Raw genomic sequence first — 13,461 nt, 5'->3', positions numbered from 1 at the left:
CCCGTGTTTCATGCACGTGTCGCCGGCCGCGCAACAAAACGCCGAACCCTGCGATCCGGCGAGGCCCGGGCGGCGACGCTTTGCGCATCATTGCCCACCCGGCGCATTTTGTCGCGCCGATCGTTTCCATGGGGAGAAAGTCATGACGCTGGCAGGTGCAGCCTGGGAGGGCCCGTGGGAGAAGCTGGCGACGCTGGCACGCCAGCCCGGCGCCGGCGCCATCCGGTCCCGGCTCGAGGCTGATCCGGACCGCGCCCGCCGCCTGTCCTTCCGCGCTGCCGGGCTGCTGCTGGACCTGTCGCGCACCTCGCTCACGGAACCCGTCCTGGCGGCGCTGCTGGACCTGGCCCGCGCGCGCGGCGTGCCGGCCTTCCGCGATGCCATGGCGGCCGGCGAGGAGGTGAACGGCACGGAGCGTCGCGCGGCGCTGCACATGGCGCTGCGCGCACCCGCGGGCCACTTCCGCACCGGTGGCGAGGACGCCTCCGCTTCCGTGCACGCCACTCTCGCCGCCATGTCCGCCTTCGTGCAGGACGTCCATGCCGGCCGCATCCTCGGCGCCGGCGGAGACCGCTTCACCGATGTGGTGAACATCGGCATCGGCGGGTCCGACCTCGGACCGGCGATGGTGACACGCGCCCTGTGGCGGGCCGGGATGCCGATGCGGGCGCACTACCTGGCCAATGTCGATGCCCATGCGTGGGAGGCGCTGCGACCCACGCTCGCCCCGCGCCGCACGCTGGTGCTGGTGGCGTCGAAGACCTTCACGACGCAGGAGACGATGGCGAATGCGCAACTCGTGAAGGCCTGGCTGGCGCAGGCCCTGGGCGAAGACGCGGCGCCGCGGCACCTGGCGGCGCTGTCCACCAACCTGCCCGCGACGGCGGCCTTCGGCATCGCGCCCGAGCGGGTCTTCGGTTTCGCCGAATGGGTCGGCGGGCGGTTCAGCCTGTGGTCCGCGGTGGGCCTCTCCATCGCGCTGGCCTGCGGGCTGGAGGCCTTCACCGGCCTGCTGGCCGGCGCGCGGGAGATGGACGAGCACTTCCTGTCGGCGCCGGAGGCGGAAAACCTGCCGCTGCTGCTGGCGGCGACCGAGGTCTGGCACGTCAACGGCCTCGGCTACCCGAGCCGCGCCGTGCTGCCCTATGACGAACGGCTTTCACGCTTCGCCGCGCATCTGCAGCAGCTTGAGATGGAAAGCCTCGGCAAGCGCGTGACGACGGATGGGCAGCCGGTGGGCCATGCGACCGGCCCGGTGGTGTTCGGCGAGCCGGGCACCAACGCGCAGCATTCCTTCCTGCAACTGATCCACCAGGGCACCACGCCGGTGCCGGTGGATTTCGTGCTGGTGGCGCGGCCCGACCACGCGCATGCCGCCAGCCACCGCATCCTGCTCGCCAACGCCCTGGCCCAGGCCGAGGCCCTGGCGCGCGGCCGGGGGGAGGCGGAGGCGCGGGCGGAGATGGCGAAGGCCGGCATGGACCCGGCCGAGATCGACCGCCTGGCGCCGCATCGCACTTTTCCGGGCGACCGCCCCAGCACCAGCATCCTGCTGCCGGCGCTGACACCGGCCACGCTCGGCGCGCTGGTCGCGTTGTACGAGAACAAGGTCGCCTGCCTCGGCGCCTTCTGGGGCATCAACCCCTTCGACCAGTGGGGCGTCGAGCTCGGCAAGCAGCTCGCCTCCGGCATCCTGCCGGCGCTGGAGGGCAAGGTTGCCGCTGGCGATGCGGCGACTGCCGCGATGATCGCGGAGATCCACCGCCTGCAAGGCTGAGCGGACCCTCAGCCGCCTTGGCCGAAATCCCGCAGGCGGTCGTAGCCGACCGTCAGCCCGTCCATCCGCAGCATCACCGAGCCGGATTCGCGCACCGCCCCGGTGACCTGCCCGGTCACCGAGAAGGCCAGCGGCGTCGCAGCGCCATCGGCGGCGCGGCCGCTGACCGTCACGCGGTACAGCCCATCCGGGCGCTGCCGGGCCTGGCCGTCCAGCCCATCCCAGCGCCAGGTGGTGGCGGCGCCGGTCAGCGGCACGTCGCTGGTCCGGACCAGCAGGTTGTTGGCGTCGCGCACCTCGATCCGGGCGCTGCGGGCGGCCCCGGCGGCGGGCAGGTTCACCTCCGCCCGGCCGCCCTGCAACGGCAGCCGGTCCGTCTCCACCGCCACGCGCCGCCCCACCAGCCCGGCCGCCTCGCCAAGCTGGCTGGACTGCTGCAGGCTGAGAAGCTGTTCCAGGGTGGCGTTGGTGTTGACCTGCTGTTCGACGGTGGAGAACTGCACCAGCTGCTCGGTCAGCTGGTTCGCATCCATCGGCGCGGTCGGGTCCTGGTTCTGCAACTGAGTGGTCAGCAGCTTCAGGAAGGTGTCGAGGTCGCCCGACAGCCGCGTGCTGCTGCTGGCGGCATTGCCGTTGCTGGCGGTGCCGGTCGCGAAGCTGTTGGGCTGGATGGTTCCACTCATGGCCAAGGTCTCCGTCAGACGGCAAGATCGATGAGGCCGCGATGCGGGGCGCGTCGCGGGGCTTGGTCGGCGAGGCGCGGGAAGCCGCCCGCCTCGCGCTGCCCGCCCGGTCCCCCGCCCGGTCCCCCGCCATGGCCCGGGTTGTCCTGGCGGGGGTTCGGATGTCCGGTCCCGGATTGCCCCGGGCCGTTCTGGCTGAGCCCGAAGGACAGCGTCGGCGCGCGATCGCCGAAGCCGGCATCGCCCAGGGCCCGCTCCAGCTCCCGCGCATCGCGTTGCAGCAGCGCCAGCGTCTCGGGCCGCTCGGCGGAGACGCGGATGGCGGCCTCACCGCGGCTGCGCTCGATGGCGACCTCCACCCGGCCGAGTTCCACCGGATCGAGCGTCAGGGTCAGGCTGGAATCCGGCCCGAGCGCCAGCGCCACGGCGAAGGGCGCGACCTGGCGGGCGGGCCAGGCCACGGGAACCGGGGCCGCCGCGCGCGGCACCGGGACCGCAGGGGTGCGGCCGGCCAAGTCGATGCCAGGTGGCTCGAGGCCCAACGGGACAGGCCCCGGCTGGCCAGGGCTTCGCTCGGCCGGGCCAGGCTCGGCCCCGGCCACCGACGTCGCGGGCCGATCCACGGCTGGACGCGGGTCCGTGGCCAGGTGTGGCTCGGCCGAGGCCACCGGCATGCCGTCCTTCGAGGAGACCGTGCCGAGGCTGGTCGGCGGCGCTTCCCCCTGATCCCCGGGTGACGTGTCGCCGGCGTTGGTCGACAGCGGCGCGGCGGGCGCCTCCTCGGCGTCGGACGAGGGCGCAGGGTCCGGGGCCGGCTGCGGCGTGGCCGCCGGTGCGACGGCCAGGGCCAGGCGCCCGTCCGCCGCCGGGTCGCGACCAGCCACCGCCGCGACCTGGCCGGGCGTCGCCGGGGTCGGCGCCCCTGGCGATGTCGTGAGGCCATCCGCCGCGCGAGACGGCTCCGGCCCGCCGGGCGCCGTCGGATGGGCGGCCGGATGGGCCGCCGGCGTTGCGGCCGGACGCAGCGTGGCCGAAAGCGGCGGCGGCGACCCGCTTCCGGCGTCGGGCGCCTGGTGCGGGATCGGCGCCAGGCCCATGGGCGCCAGGTCGCCATCCGCCGCAGCCTCGGGCGCCGCGACATCGGCAGCGAGGCCCGTCGGGGCGGGCACCGCGGCAGCTGGACCCGGTGGCGCCGTACCTCCTGCCGCCACGGCTGGCCCTGACGCAGCCGGCTTCGCGACGGATGCAGGCGACGACAAGGGCAGCGACGGCGCGGGCGTCGCGGCCGGCGTTCCGGCGGGTGGCTGATCCCCGAAGACCGGCACCGCCGGCGGCGGCACCGCCGGCATGAGGAAGACCAGGCCCGCTTGCGTCGGCCCGACCACGTTCGGCTCGGCGCCCATGGCCGCCTCCGGCAGTGCCAGCGCCTCGGTCTCGGCCGGGCCGGTCGTGAGCACTCCAGCCCCTTCATCCCCGGCCCCTTCATCCCCGGCGGGCGCGGCTGCAGGCGCCGAACCCGGCCGTGGCGTCGCCGCGGCCGCCGCCTCGGCCGGTTCCGCGCCTGTCGTGCCCATGCCCGCCAGGTCCTGCGCCTGCACCGCCAGGCCAAGCAGCGCCGCGAAGCCCTGGGGCGCGGTGCCCTTAGCGGCCGGCAGGGGGCCGGCGGTCGCCGTCGGCGGCGGGATGGCGGCCAGGATGTCCATGCGGAGGCGTCTTCCTCGGGCGGCATGCGCCACGGCTCCTGGAAGGCAACCGCCATGCCACGCCCGCCCAGCCATCGCCCGGAAGAATCGGGTCGCCGGCCGGCAGATCCTGCCGCCAGCCGGCAACCCCGGCCGCCGATCCGGCGGTCCAGGCTGGCACGCCGGTTGCCATCATCCCCCTCGGCAGCGGTTCGACCGAGGCCCGATGCCCCCTCTCGCGCTCCTCCGCCACGGAAGGTCCCACGCATGTCGCTGCTCGGCTCCATGACCACCGCCATCAGCGGGCTGACCGCCCAGGCCCGCGCCCTCGGCCATGTCTCCGACAACGTCGCCAACAGCCAGACCACCGGCTTCAAGCGGGTGGACACCAACTTCACCAGCTGGCTCACGCGCTCCACCAACCGGCTGCACATGCCGGGTTCGGTGGAGGCGCGGCCGGACTATACCAACACGGTGCAGGGCACGGTGGAGCAGACCGAGAACCCGCTCGCCATGGCGATCGCCGGGCAGGGCTTCTTCTCCGTCGCCCAGGCGCGCGGCGGCACCGGCGACGACGTGCTGTTCGACGACCGCCGCTTCTACACCCGCGCCGGCGACTTCGCGATGGACCGCGACGGCTACATGGTGAACGGCGCCGGCTACTACCTGGAGGGCTGGCAGATGCTGCCCAATGGCGAGCCCGACCGCACCGCCCTGAACCCAATCCGGATCAGCGAGCTGGTCTACAACCCGCAGCCCACCACCCGCATCGACCTGGCCGCCAACCTGCCCTACAACGTGCCCAGCGTCGTCGCCGCGCCGGCCGCGGCACCCTGGGCGCCGACCGAGGCGCCGGTCAGCAGCGTCATCCAGATCTTCGACGACCTCGGCAACCAGCAGCAGGTGACGCTGGACTGGTGGCGGCTGGACACCGACACTTGGCGGCTGCGCATCACCCCGGCCGGGGATACCGAGAACCCGCCGGATGGCCGCTTCGCCGACATCGAGTTCGGCGGGCAGATCGCCGCCGGCCCGCCGCCGATCGACGCGCCCGCCGGCACCATCTCCGCCATCACCGCACTGGCCGCCACCACCGGCACGGTGCCGCCGCCGATCGCCGCCGGGGATGCGGCCTCGCTGAGCTTCACCGCGGATTACGGCTTCGGCCAGCAGACCCTGAACCTGCGCCTCGGCGGCTTCGGCCAGCCGACCGGGCTGACCAACTTCTCCGGCACCGAATACAGCGTGCGCGACCTGTCGCAGGACGGCGTGCCGCTCGGCGCCTATTCCGGCCTGACGGTCAGGGAGAATGGCGACGTCGCGGTGAACTACGACAACGGCCAGACCCGCATCGTGGCCCGCGTGCCGGTGGTGGCCTTCAACGACCCGGACAAGCTGCAGCGCCTGGATGGCCAGGCCTTCCTGCGCACCGTGGAAAGCGGCGAGGCGCGGGTGACGGATGCGTCCTCGAACGGCGTCGGCAAGCTGGTGACGGGCTCCATCGAGCGGTCCAACGTCGACATCGCCGCCGAATTCTCCAAGCTGATCCTGGCCCAGCGCGCCTACACCTCCAACACCCGCATCGTGACCGCCAGCGACGAGATGCTGCAGGACACGATTAATATGAAGCGCTGACGTGCAAGGCACGTCAGTGGCAACATGAAGCGGTGAGGAGTAGCCCGGTGAGGAAGCCGCCCCGATGAGCCTCGACGGCGCGCTCTCGGTCGCCACCGGCGGCCTCCGGCTGCTCGATCGCCAGATGGCGCGGGCGGCGGACGACATCGCCAATGCCGGCACCGCCGGCCACACTCGCAAATCCCAGGCCGGCCTGGCGCAGACGGTCGCCGGCGCCGGCAATGGCGTGCGCGCGCAGGCCATCACGCGCGATGTCGACCTGGCCGTGCAGGCGGCGCAGCAGCGCGCCGGCGGCGATGTCGCCGCGGCCACGCTGCGTGAAAGGCTGCTCGGCGGGGTCGAGGCCGCGCATGGCTCGCCGGAGAATGGCGACAGCCTGGGCGGCCTGATGGGGGGGCTGCAATCCGCCTTCATCGACCTGCGCGAACAGCCCGCCGATTCGGTGCGCCGTGGCGCCGTGGTCGAAGCGGCCGCGCAGCTCGCCACGCGGCTGAACGGCATCTCCGACGCCATCGGCACGGCGCGGCAGGGCGCGCAGGATGCGCTGCGGGCGGAGGTCGCGGCGGTGAATGCCGGCCTGTCCGAGGTTGCCACGCTGAACCGCGACATCGCCCGCGAACACGCCGCCGGCCGCAGCACCGCCGGGCTGGAGGACCAGCGCGACCTGGCCATCGGCGGCCTGGCGCAGTCCCTCGACCTGTCCGTCATCCGCGCCACGAACGGCGAGGTGACGCTGGTGGCGCGCGGCGGCGTGGTGCTGCCGCTGGTCCCCGGCAGCGCGCCCTTCTCGCTGGCGGATGCGACGGTCGGCAGCGGCGCCTATCATGGCGGGGCCGGCACGCTGCCCGGCGTGATGCTGGGCGGGCGCGACGTGACGCGGCAATTGGCCGGCGGCCGCATGGGTGCTGCGGTGACGCTGCGCGACGCGACCCTGCCGCGGATGCAGGCGGAGGCGGACCTCGCGGCCTCGCAACTGGCGCACCGTCTGGACCAGCAGGGGCTGCGCCTGTTCACCGATGCCGCCGGTGCCGTGCCGGACCCGACGCAACCCTATGCCGGCAGCGCCATGATCGGCTTCGCCGGCACCATCCGGGTGAACCCGGCGGTGGCCGCCGACCCGGCGCTGCTGCGGGATGGCACGCAGGCGGTGGTGGGCGCCCCCGCCGGGCCCACGGCCTTCACGCCGAACCCCCCGGGCGGCCCGGCCGGCTTTGCCACGCTGCTGGACCGGGTACTGGATTTCAGCTTCGGCGGGGAACAGGCGGCCGGCGTGGCGCAGCCGGGCTTCGCCACCGGCGGGCTCGGCCCCGATGGCACGCTGGCCTCCCCGCTGTCCGGCCTGCGCACGCTGGTGGATTACGGCGCCGCGCTGGTCGCCGAGCAGACCGGCGCCCGTGCCGCGGCGACCGAGGCGCTGGCCCGCGCCGGCAGCCTCGAATCGCTGCTGGCCGGCCGCTTCGCCGAACGGTCCGGCGTGGATGTGGATGCGGAGGTCGCGGCGATGGTGCAGTTGCAGACCGCCTATGGCGTCAACGCCCGCGTCATCTCCACCATCCAGGCGATGTGGGACGCGCTGTTCAGCGCCGTCCGCTGATCAAGGGGGCCTGAACCATGTCGATCCTCGGCACCATCGGCGGCCTGGCGACCGACCAGTCGGCGCTGCGCCTTCGCCTCGATACCACCTCCCGCCAGGTCTCCACCGGCCAGCGCGCGCAGGTGTTCGGCGACCTCCGCCCGGAAGCGCGCCGCGCCATCGACCTGCGCGGGGAGGTGGCGCGGCGGGAGACCTATGCCGGCGCCGCCGACCGCGCCGCCGGCCGCGCCGCGGCGACGCAGACGGTGCTGGGCCGGCTGCAGGAGATCGCCGGCAACCTGAACGCGGAGGCGCTGCGCGCCCGCACCCTGGGCCCCCCGGGGACGGAGGCGCTGGCCCGCACCGCCCGCGCGGCGCTGGAGGAAGTGGCGGCGCTGCTCAACACGCAGCATGGCGGGGACTACCTGTTCTCCGGCTCCGATGTCGGCGCACCGCCGGTGCCGGATGCGGCCGGCATCGCCGAGGGCCCGCTGGCGAGCGCCATCGCCGCCTCCGTCGCCACGCTGGATGCGGGCAATGCCGCTTCGGTGCTGGCCGATACGGTGGCGGCGGCCAGCGACCCCGCCACCACCGCCTTCTCCGCCTTCCTGGAGGGCGACGGCAGCACCGAGGCGACGCGCGCCGTGCAGGTGGCGGATGGCCAGCGGGTGGCCATCGGCGTCTTCGCCAACCGCGACGCGGATGGTGGGCTGGCGGCAAGCTGGGGCCGGGAATTGTTGCGCAGCCTGGCGGTGCTGGCCGCCGTCACCCCGGCGCAGGCGGCCGAAGGCGGCGGCCTGTCGCCGCTGCTGCAGGGCGTGGCGGAGTCGCTCGGCGGCGTGACGCGCGGGCTTTCGGCCGAACAGGGCGTGCTCGGCGCGGCGGAGCGCCGGCTGGCCAGCGCGCGGGACGGGCACCGGGATACGCTGGTGGCGCTGCGGACCCAGCTCGGCACGCTGGAGGAGGTGGACCTGGCCGAGGCGTCCGCCCAGCTCGGCCAGCTGCGCTCCCGGCTGGAGGCGTCCTACGAGGTCACCGGCATGCTGTCCCGCCTGTCGCTGGCCCAGCTGCTGCGGTAGCTGCCTGCAACCATTGCGCGAAACCTGCCGCGGGCCGCCGCGCCTTCAAGCCACGTTAATGCGCGCTGCGCCATGATGCAGGGGCGTGGTGCGCCTCGGCAGGTGGCCGGCGTTCGCCACGCACCTCGAAGAAACGAGCCCGCGGCGCAGGCCGCGCGGAGGCGAAAGATTCGCGACGGCCGGCATTCGCCGGCACCCGGATTGGCGGCACGACCAGCCGCCAGGGCCGGCACAGTCGGGAGAGTGGCATGTCCACATTGGTGCTCGAGATGCGGGCCGGCGAGTTGATGGTCGTGAACGGTGCCTCCCTGCGCTTCCGCAGCCGCACCCGCGTGGAACTCGTGGCGAAGGCGCGTTTCCTGTTCGGCAAGCAGGTGATGTCGCCGGAGGGGGCGAACACGCCGTCGCGGCGCATCTACTTCGCGCTGCAATGCGCCTATGTCGGGCCGGAGGAAGACCGGGAAACCGCGATGGCCGACGCGCACCGCCTGGTGGCCGAGTTCCAGGAGGCGACGACCTCCGACATGGCGCGCCAGTTGCTGGAGCGTTCGCTGGCGCTGGCGGAGCAGGATGAATGGTACCAGGCGCTGCGCCTGGTGCGGCATGTGATGCGGCACGAGGCGACGGTGCTCGGCCTTGATGTGCAGACCGGTCTCGCGATGCCGCTGGGCGCGTTGGGTGCCTCGGCCGCGGCGCGGCCGCACGCCAGCTAGAATTTCTCCGGCCGGGCCGGAATCCTCGGCGTGCTTTACGCCGGATTCATCGGGCCGCGGCAGGATGGCAGGGTAGGCCCACAAGCCTGGGTCAGTGGCCGATGCAGAAGGCGCCGTTGCGGCGCCGGACCACCGGTCCCGCGGACGGGAGGCAAAATGCCGCCCCGCACGCGGAACGCTTTTCGAAGGAGATGGGGACAATGTCCTCCGTCAACACCAATGCCGCCGCCATGGCGGCCGTCCGCTCGCTGAACAACATCGGCAAGGACATGGGCCGGACGCAGCAGCGGATCGAGACCGGGCTGCGCATCAGCAAGGCCGATGACGATCCCGCCGTGTTCGCCATCGCGCAGAACATGCGCGCCGACCTGAACGGCATGACGGCGGTGAAGGACAGCCTGAAGTTCGGCAAGGCGGCACTGACCGTGGCGCGCGACGCGGCGACGCAGATCTCGGACGAACTCGGCCGCCTGAAGCAGACCATGACGCAGGGCCAGCAGCAGGGCCTGGACCCCGAGCAGATCAACAACCAGATCACCAACGCGCTGCAGAACATCGACGCCTTCGCGAGGTCCGCCACCTTCAACGGCGTGAACCTGCTGACCAACGGCCTGACCGTGGATGGCGTGACCAACACCTCGGTCGAGATCGTGCGCGACATCCAGGGCTCGGTCACCGCAGTGACGGGCACGGACAGCACCGCGGCCGGCCTCGACCTGACCGGCCTGTCCGTCACCTCCGCCGCCCGTACCGTCACCTTCGACGATACGCTGGCCCCGGCGAATGGGGAGGTGCTGACCGTCACCGTGCAGCGCGACCTGGACGGTGACCCGGCGACGGCGCTGGAAGATGTCGACCTGGTCTTCGAGTTCAGCGACGGACAGCCCGCTGACCCGGATCACCGCGCTGATCACCCGGATGAAGGAAGCTGGCCTGGATGCCGGGCTGAACAATGCCGGTGAGCTCTACATCCGCGGCAATTCGGAGGATGTGACCACCGACATCACCGGCGCCACGGTGGAAGCCGCGCCGGCCGCGGGCACCGGCCAGGACGAGGCGATCGCGCTGGTCGAGGGTGCCATCGACCTGATGGGCACGCGGCTGGCGAATCTCGGCGCCAATATCCGCCAGGTCGATGGCCTGACGACCTTCACGACGCAGCTGAACGACTCGATCAAGGAAGGCCTCGGCGCCCTGGTCGATGCCGACCTGGCGGAGGAAAGCGCGCGGCTGACCAGCCTGCAGACCAAGCAGCAGCTGGCGACGCAGTCGCTGTCCATCGCCAACGAGCAGAGCCAGTCGCTGCTCAGCCTGTTCCGCTGATCGCCTGAGACGACCGAAGCGCCGGCGGCGACGCCGGCGCGACCACAGCCACGGAGGCTCCATGAGCATCGCGCGCTACGCCGCCACCCAGAATGCCGCGGCCTCTCCGCGCGAGATCGAGCTGCGCGCCTTCCGCTACGTCAACGGACTTCTCTCCGGCGCCGCCGACCTGCGCGGCCGCGCCGTGGCGCTGGAGAAGACGCATCGGCTGTGGTCGCTGCTGATCAACGACCTCGGCTCGCCCGGCAACCGGCTGCCCGCCGAACTGCGCGGCCAGCTGGTCTCGCTCGGCCTGTGGGCGCAACGGGAAACCGATGCGCGGCTCGGGGATGATGCGAGCCTGGAGCCGCTGATGGCGCTGCATCGCGACATGATCGAGGGGCTGGAGGGCCAGCAGCGTGCCGCGCCAGCCGCGGCGCCCTCCACGCAGGCGGCCGTCTTCAGCGCCCGGGTTGCCTGAATGCTGGCCGGCCTCGGCGCGCTGACGGCGCTGACCGTGGCGCAGCGGGAGGGCGCCGCGTTGCAGGCCCGCTTCGCGGAGCGGCGCGACAACAAGCAGGCCATGGAACGCTTCCGCGAAGCCGCCTCGCAGCACGGCGACGTCGAATCGCTGATGCAGGACCGCCGCACCCTGCAGGTGGTGCTGGAAGCCTTCCAGCTGAAAGGCGAGATCGACAAGCGTGGCATCCTGCGCAGGATCCTGACGGAAGATCCGGCCGCGGAAGGCAGCCTCGCCAACAGGCTGACCGATCGGCGCTGGCGCGACCTCGCCAAGGCCTTCGCCACCCGCGAAGCCTCCGCGCTGACGCCGACGCAAGTCGCCGCCCTGTCCACCACGGAGGTGCGTGGCATCAGCCTGGGCCGCATGGGCGGGCTGACCGCGGACCAGTTGCAGGCGCTGACGGCCAGCCAGGTGCAGGCGTTGAGCACATCCCAGATCCGCGCCATCGACAGCAATGAAATCCTGGGCCTGGACGCCGCGGATCTGCGCGCCATGTCGCGCGACCAGGTTTCGGCGCTGCGGCCTTCGCAGCTGGCGGCGCTGAGTGCGGCCCAGGTGAAGGCGATGGAGGCGGAGGATATCGCCGCGCTCGGGGCCAGCCAGATGCGCGGACTCGGCGCGACGCAGCTTCGGGCGCTGACCACGACGCAGCTTGATGCGCTGGGCTTCGAGCAATTGCAGGCGCTGACGCGGGACCAGGTTGCCGCACTCAGCCCGGACCAGCGCGCCTCCCTGACCGCCGCGCAATCCGCCGCCCTCGGCACCGCCTTCGAGCCGAGCGCGAGCGAAGCTGCCGCCGATGCCCGCGCCGACCGGACCGGCCCCTTCGACGACCCCGCCCTGCTCGACCGCCTGGTGGCGGATGCGATGACCAATCGCTACGAGAAGGCGATGGGCGAGTCCAATGCCGGGCTGCGGGAGGCGCTGTACTTCATCCGCAACGCCAGCAGGGCCACCAGCATCAATGAGCTGATGGCGGACAAGGCCCTGACCGCGGTGGTGCGCGGTGCACTGGCGCTGCCGGAGAGCTTCGCCGCGCTGGAGTTCGACCAGCAGAAGACCATCCTGGCGAACCGGGTGAAGCTGGAGGAATTGCAGGACCCGCGCGCGACGGCCAAGATCGCGCTCCGCTACCTGGCCCTGTCGGCCCCGGCGCAGACCACGGTGAATCCCGTGCTGTCGCTGTTCGGCGGCGGCGCATCGCTGAACAGCCTGGTCGGCAGCAGCCTTTCGCTGCGTGCCTAGAGCGTGATCGCCGAAGGCTGGAACGGCCGCAGGCGTGAATCACGCGAACAGACAAAAGGCTAGACCATGATCCGCGCTTCTATCAGCGCGGATCATGGTCTAGCGGGACAGGTCGAGGTCCGAGGGCGGGGCCGGCAGCGGCGGATTGCGATAGGCGTCGATCTCCCGGGGCGTCGGGATGGACTGGCGCATCTCGCCATCCGGCTCGCGGAACTCCAGCACCACCAATTGCAGCGACGCCTCGATGCGCAGTTGCGTGCTCGGTGCCGGCGGTGGGTTCAGGGCAGGCCGCGGCGCGGGCGGCGCGGCGCCGCGTGGCAAAGCCGGGCCGGAAGCGGGAAGCGTGGCACTGAGCATGGGAGCAGGCCCCTTGAAGGTCGCGTGACGCCTCATCTAGCGGGATTCAGATTGACGCGGTGTGAACGGCAGCCTGCCGGGCCATGCTATTCCGTGATGATGACCGCCACCTGCTGGTGCGAGGGCACCACGGAGAGGTAGCGGTAGCCACGCTCGGATTGCGCGATGAAGTCCTGGAAGGCGCGGAACTCATGGCTGCGCCAGCCGGGGTAGTTGAAGTATTCGTCGAAGACGATGACGGTCCCCGCCCGGATACGTGGCGCGCAATGGCGCAGCACGGTGCGGGTGGAGGAATAGAGGTCGCAGTCGATATGCAGAAGCGACAGGGCGCCGCGATGCCGCGCCAGGAAATCCGGCAACGTATCCTCGAACATGCCGACGACCAGTTCCACGTTCGGCCGCACCTTCGGCACGTCGCGGCTGAAGGTGCCGCGCGGGAAGCCCGGCCGCCAATCCTCCGGCAGGCCCTCGAAACTGTCGAAGCCGTGGATGGTCTCCTGCGTGCGTTCCGCCAGGAAGTTGATCGTCCGGCCCTCGAAGACACCGAATTCGGCGATCAGCCCAGCGCAGCCACGCGCGCCGAGCGCCTCCGCCAGCAGCGCATACTTGTCCTCATGATGCGCGGCCGCGGTCATGCATTCGGAGTAGTAGTTCGCGGAGTCGATGGAGGCCGCGAGCTCCGCCAGGCGGTCGACGGGAAAGCAGTCCTGTCCCTCCGCACGGCCGAGCAGCGCATGCTGGAGCGTCGGCGGCGCCGTGACGCGTGCCGTTGCCGGGCCATGCAAGGGTGTCACGTTGCCTGTCGCCATGCCGCCTCTCCCTGGGCCGCGTTTCGCGGCCTTCCCTGTCCTGGTCCGGCAAGTGTCCTGAGGCGGGATAGTTGCTTGCGCCA

At 72.3% G+C, this 13,461-nt stretch carries 13 protein-coding genes; 9 read left to right on the top strand and 4 right to left on the bottom strand.

All coding sequences use genetic code 11. The features are described 5' to 3' along the window. The first annotated feature begins 142 nt into the window (after positions 1-142). On the top strand, positions 143-1,777 hold the full coding sequence (gene pgi / locus ACFHPP_RS09280; protein WP_437162978.1) for a glucose-6-phosphate isomerase: 1,635 nt from the start codon (positions 143-145) through the stop codon (positions 1,775-1,777). Positions 1,778-1,785: 8 nt separating this feature from the next. On the opposite strand, the gene ACFHPP_RS09275 is transcribed toward pgi, so the two are convergent. Together ACFHPP_RS09275 and ACFHPP_RS09270 are read right to left on the bottom strand one after the other, a co-directional pair. Then, on the bottom strand, positions 1,786-2,460 hold the full coding sequence (locus tag ACFHPP_RS09275) for a flagellar hook assembly protein FlgD (RefSeq protein WP_437162977.1): 675 nt from the start codon (positions 2,458-2,460) through the stop codon (positions 1,786-1,788). 14 nt (positions 2,461-2,474) lie between these two features. Then, the gene (locus ACFHPP_RS09270; RefSeq protein ID WP_437162976.1) at positions 2,475-4,163 is read right to left on the bottom strand and encodes a flagellar hook-length control protein FliK; all 1,689 of its coding nucleotides are present in this window, start codon (positions 4,161-4,163) and stop codon (positions 2,475-2,477) included. A gap of 246 nt (positions 4,164-4,409) precedes the next feature. On the opposite strand from ACFHPP_RS09270, the gene ACFHPP_RS09265 reads away from it, so the two are divergent. From ACFHPP_RS09265 to ACFHPP_RS09230, 8 genes are all read left to right on the top strand, one after another. Next, positions 4,410-5,777, top strand: a complete 1,368-nt coding sequence (locus ACFHPP_RS09265) for a flagellar hook protein FlgE (protein ID WP_437162975.1) — start codon at positions 4,410-4,412, stop codon at positions 5,775-5,777. Between the two features lie 64 nt (positions 5,778-5,841). Further along, a complete protein-coding gene (locus ACFHPP_RS09260; RefSeq protein WP_437162974.1) occupies positions 5,842-7,371 on the top strand; it encodes a flagellar hook-associated protein FlgK in 1,530 nt (509 codons plus the stop codon). Between the two features lie 17 nt (positions 7,372-7,388). Continuing rightward, the gene (locus ACFHPP_RS09255) at positions 7,389-8,429 is read left to right on the top strand and encodes a flagellin (protein ID WP_437162973.1); all 1,041 of its coding nucleotides are present in this window, start codon (positions 7,389-7,391) and stop codon (positions 8,427-8,429) included. Positions 8,430-8,677: 248 nt separating this feature from the next. Beyond that, positions 8,678-9,142, top strand: a complete 465-nt coding sequence (locus ACFHPP_RS09250; protein ID WP_437162972.1) for a flagellar biosynthesis repressor FlbT — start codon at positions 8,678-8,680, stop codon at positions 9,140-9,142. 200 nt (positions 9,143-9,342) lie between these two features. Next, complete coding sequence (locus ACFHPP_RS09245; RefSeq protein WP_437162971.1) at positions 9,343-10,104, top strand: flagellin; 762 nt, start codon at positions 9,343-9,345, stop codon at positions 10,102-10,104. Further along, a complete protein-coding gene (locus ACFHPP_RS09240) occupies positions 10,061-10,465 on the top strand; it encodes a flagellin (protein ID WP_437162970.1) in 405 nt (134 codons plus the stop codon). The genes ACFHPP_RS09245 and ACFHPP_RS09240 overlap by 44 nt, the downstream gene beginning before the upstream one ends. Positions 10,466-10,526: 61 nt before the next feature. After that, positions 10,527-10,925, top strand: coding sequence for a flagellar biosynthesis regulator FlaF (locus ACFHPP_RS09235; protein ID WP_437162969.1), 399 nt, complete (start codon positions 10,527-10,529; stop codon positions 10,923-10,925). Then, on the top strand, positions 10,926-12,212 hold the full coding sequence (locus ACFHPP_RS09230; RefSeq protein ID WP_437162968.1) for a DUF1217 domain-containing protein: 1,287 nt from the start codon (positions 10,926-10,928) through the stop codon (positions 12,210-12,212). A 99-nt stretch (positions 12,213-12,311) separates the two neighbouring features. Here the strand turns inward: ACFHPP_RS09230 and ACFHPP_RS09225 are convergent, their stop codons facing one another. Further along, positions 12,312-12,569 (bottom strand): hypothetical protein, encoded by a 258-nt coding sequence (locus ACFHPP_RS09225; protein ID WP_437162967.1) that lies wholly within the window; start codon positions 12,567-12,569, stop codon positions 12,312-12,314. A gap of 86 nt (positions 12,570-12,655) precedes the next feature. Then, positions 12,656-13,378: a class I SAM-dependent methyltransferase gene (locus tag ACFHPP_RS09220; RefSeq protein WP_437162966.1), complete on the bottom strand. Its 723-nt coding sequence runs from the start codon at positions 13,376-13,378 to the stop codon at positions 12,656-12,658. Between the last annotated feature and the right edge of the window lie 83 nt (positions 13,379-13,461).

Source organism: Falsiroseomonas sp. E2-1-a20, from assembly GCF_051433195.1.
Taxonomy (GTDB): domain Bacteria; phylum Pseudomonadota; class Alphaproteobacteria; order Acetobacterales; family Acetobacteraceae; genus Falsiroseomonas.
This window is presented reverse-complemented; position numbering and strand designations above follow the sequence as displayed.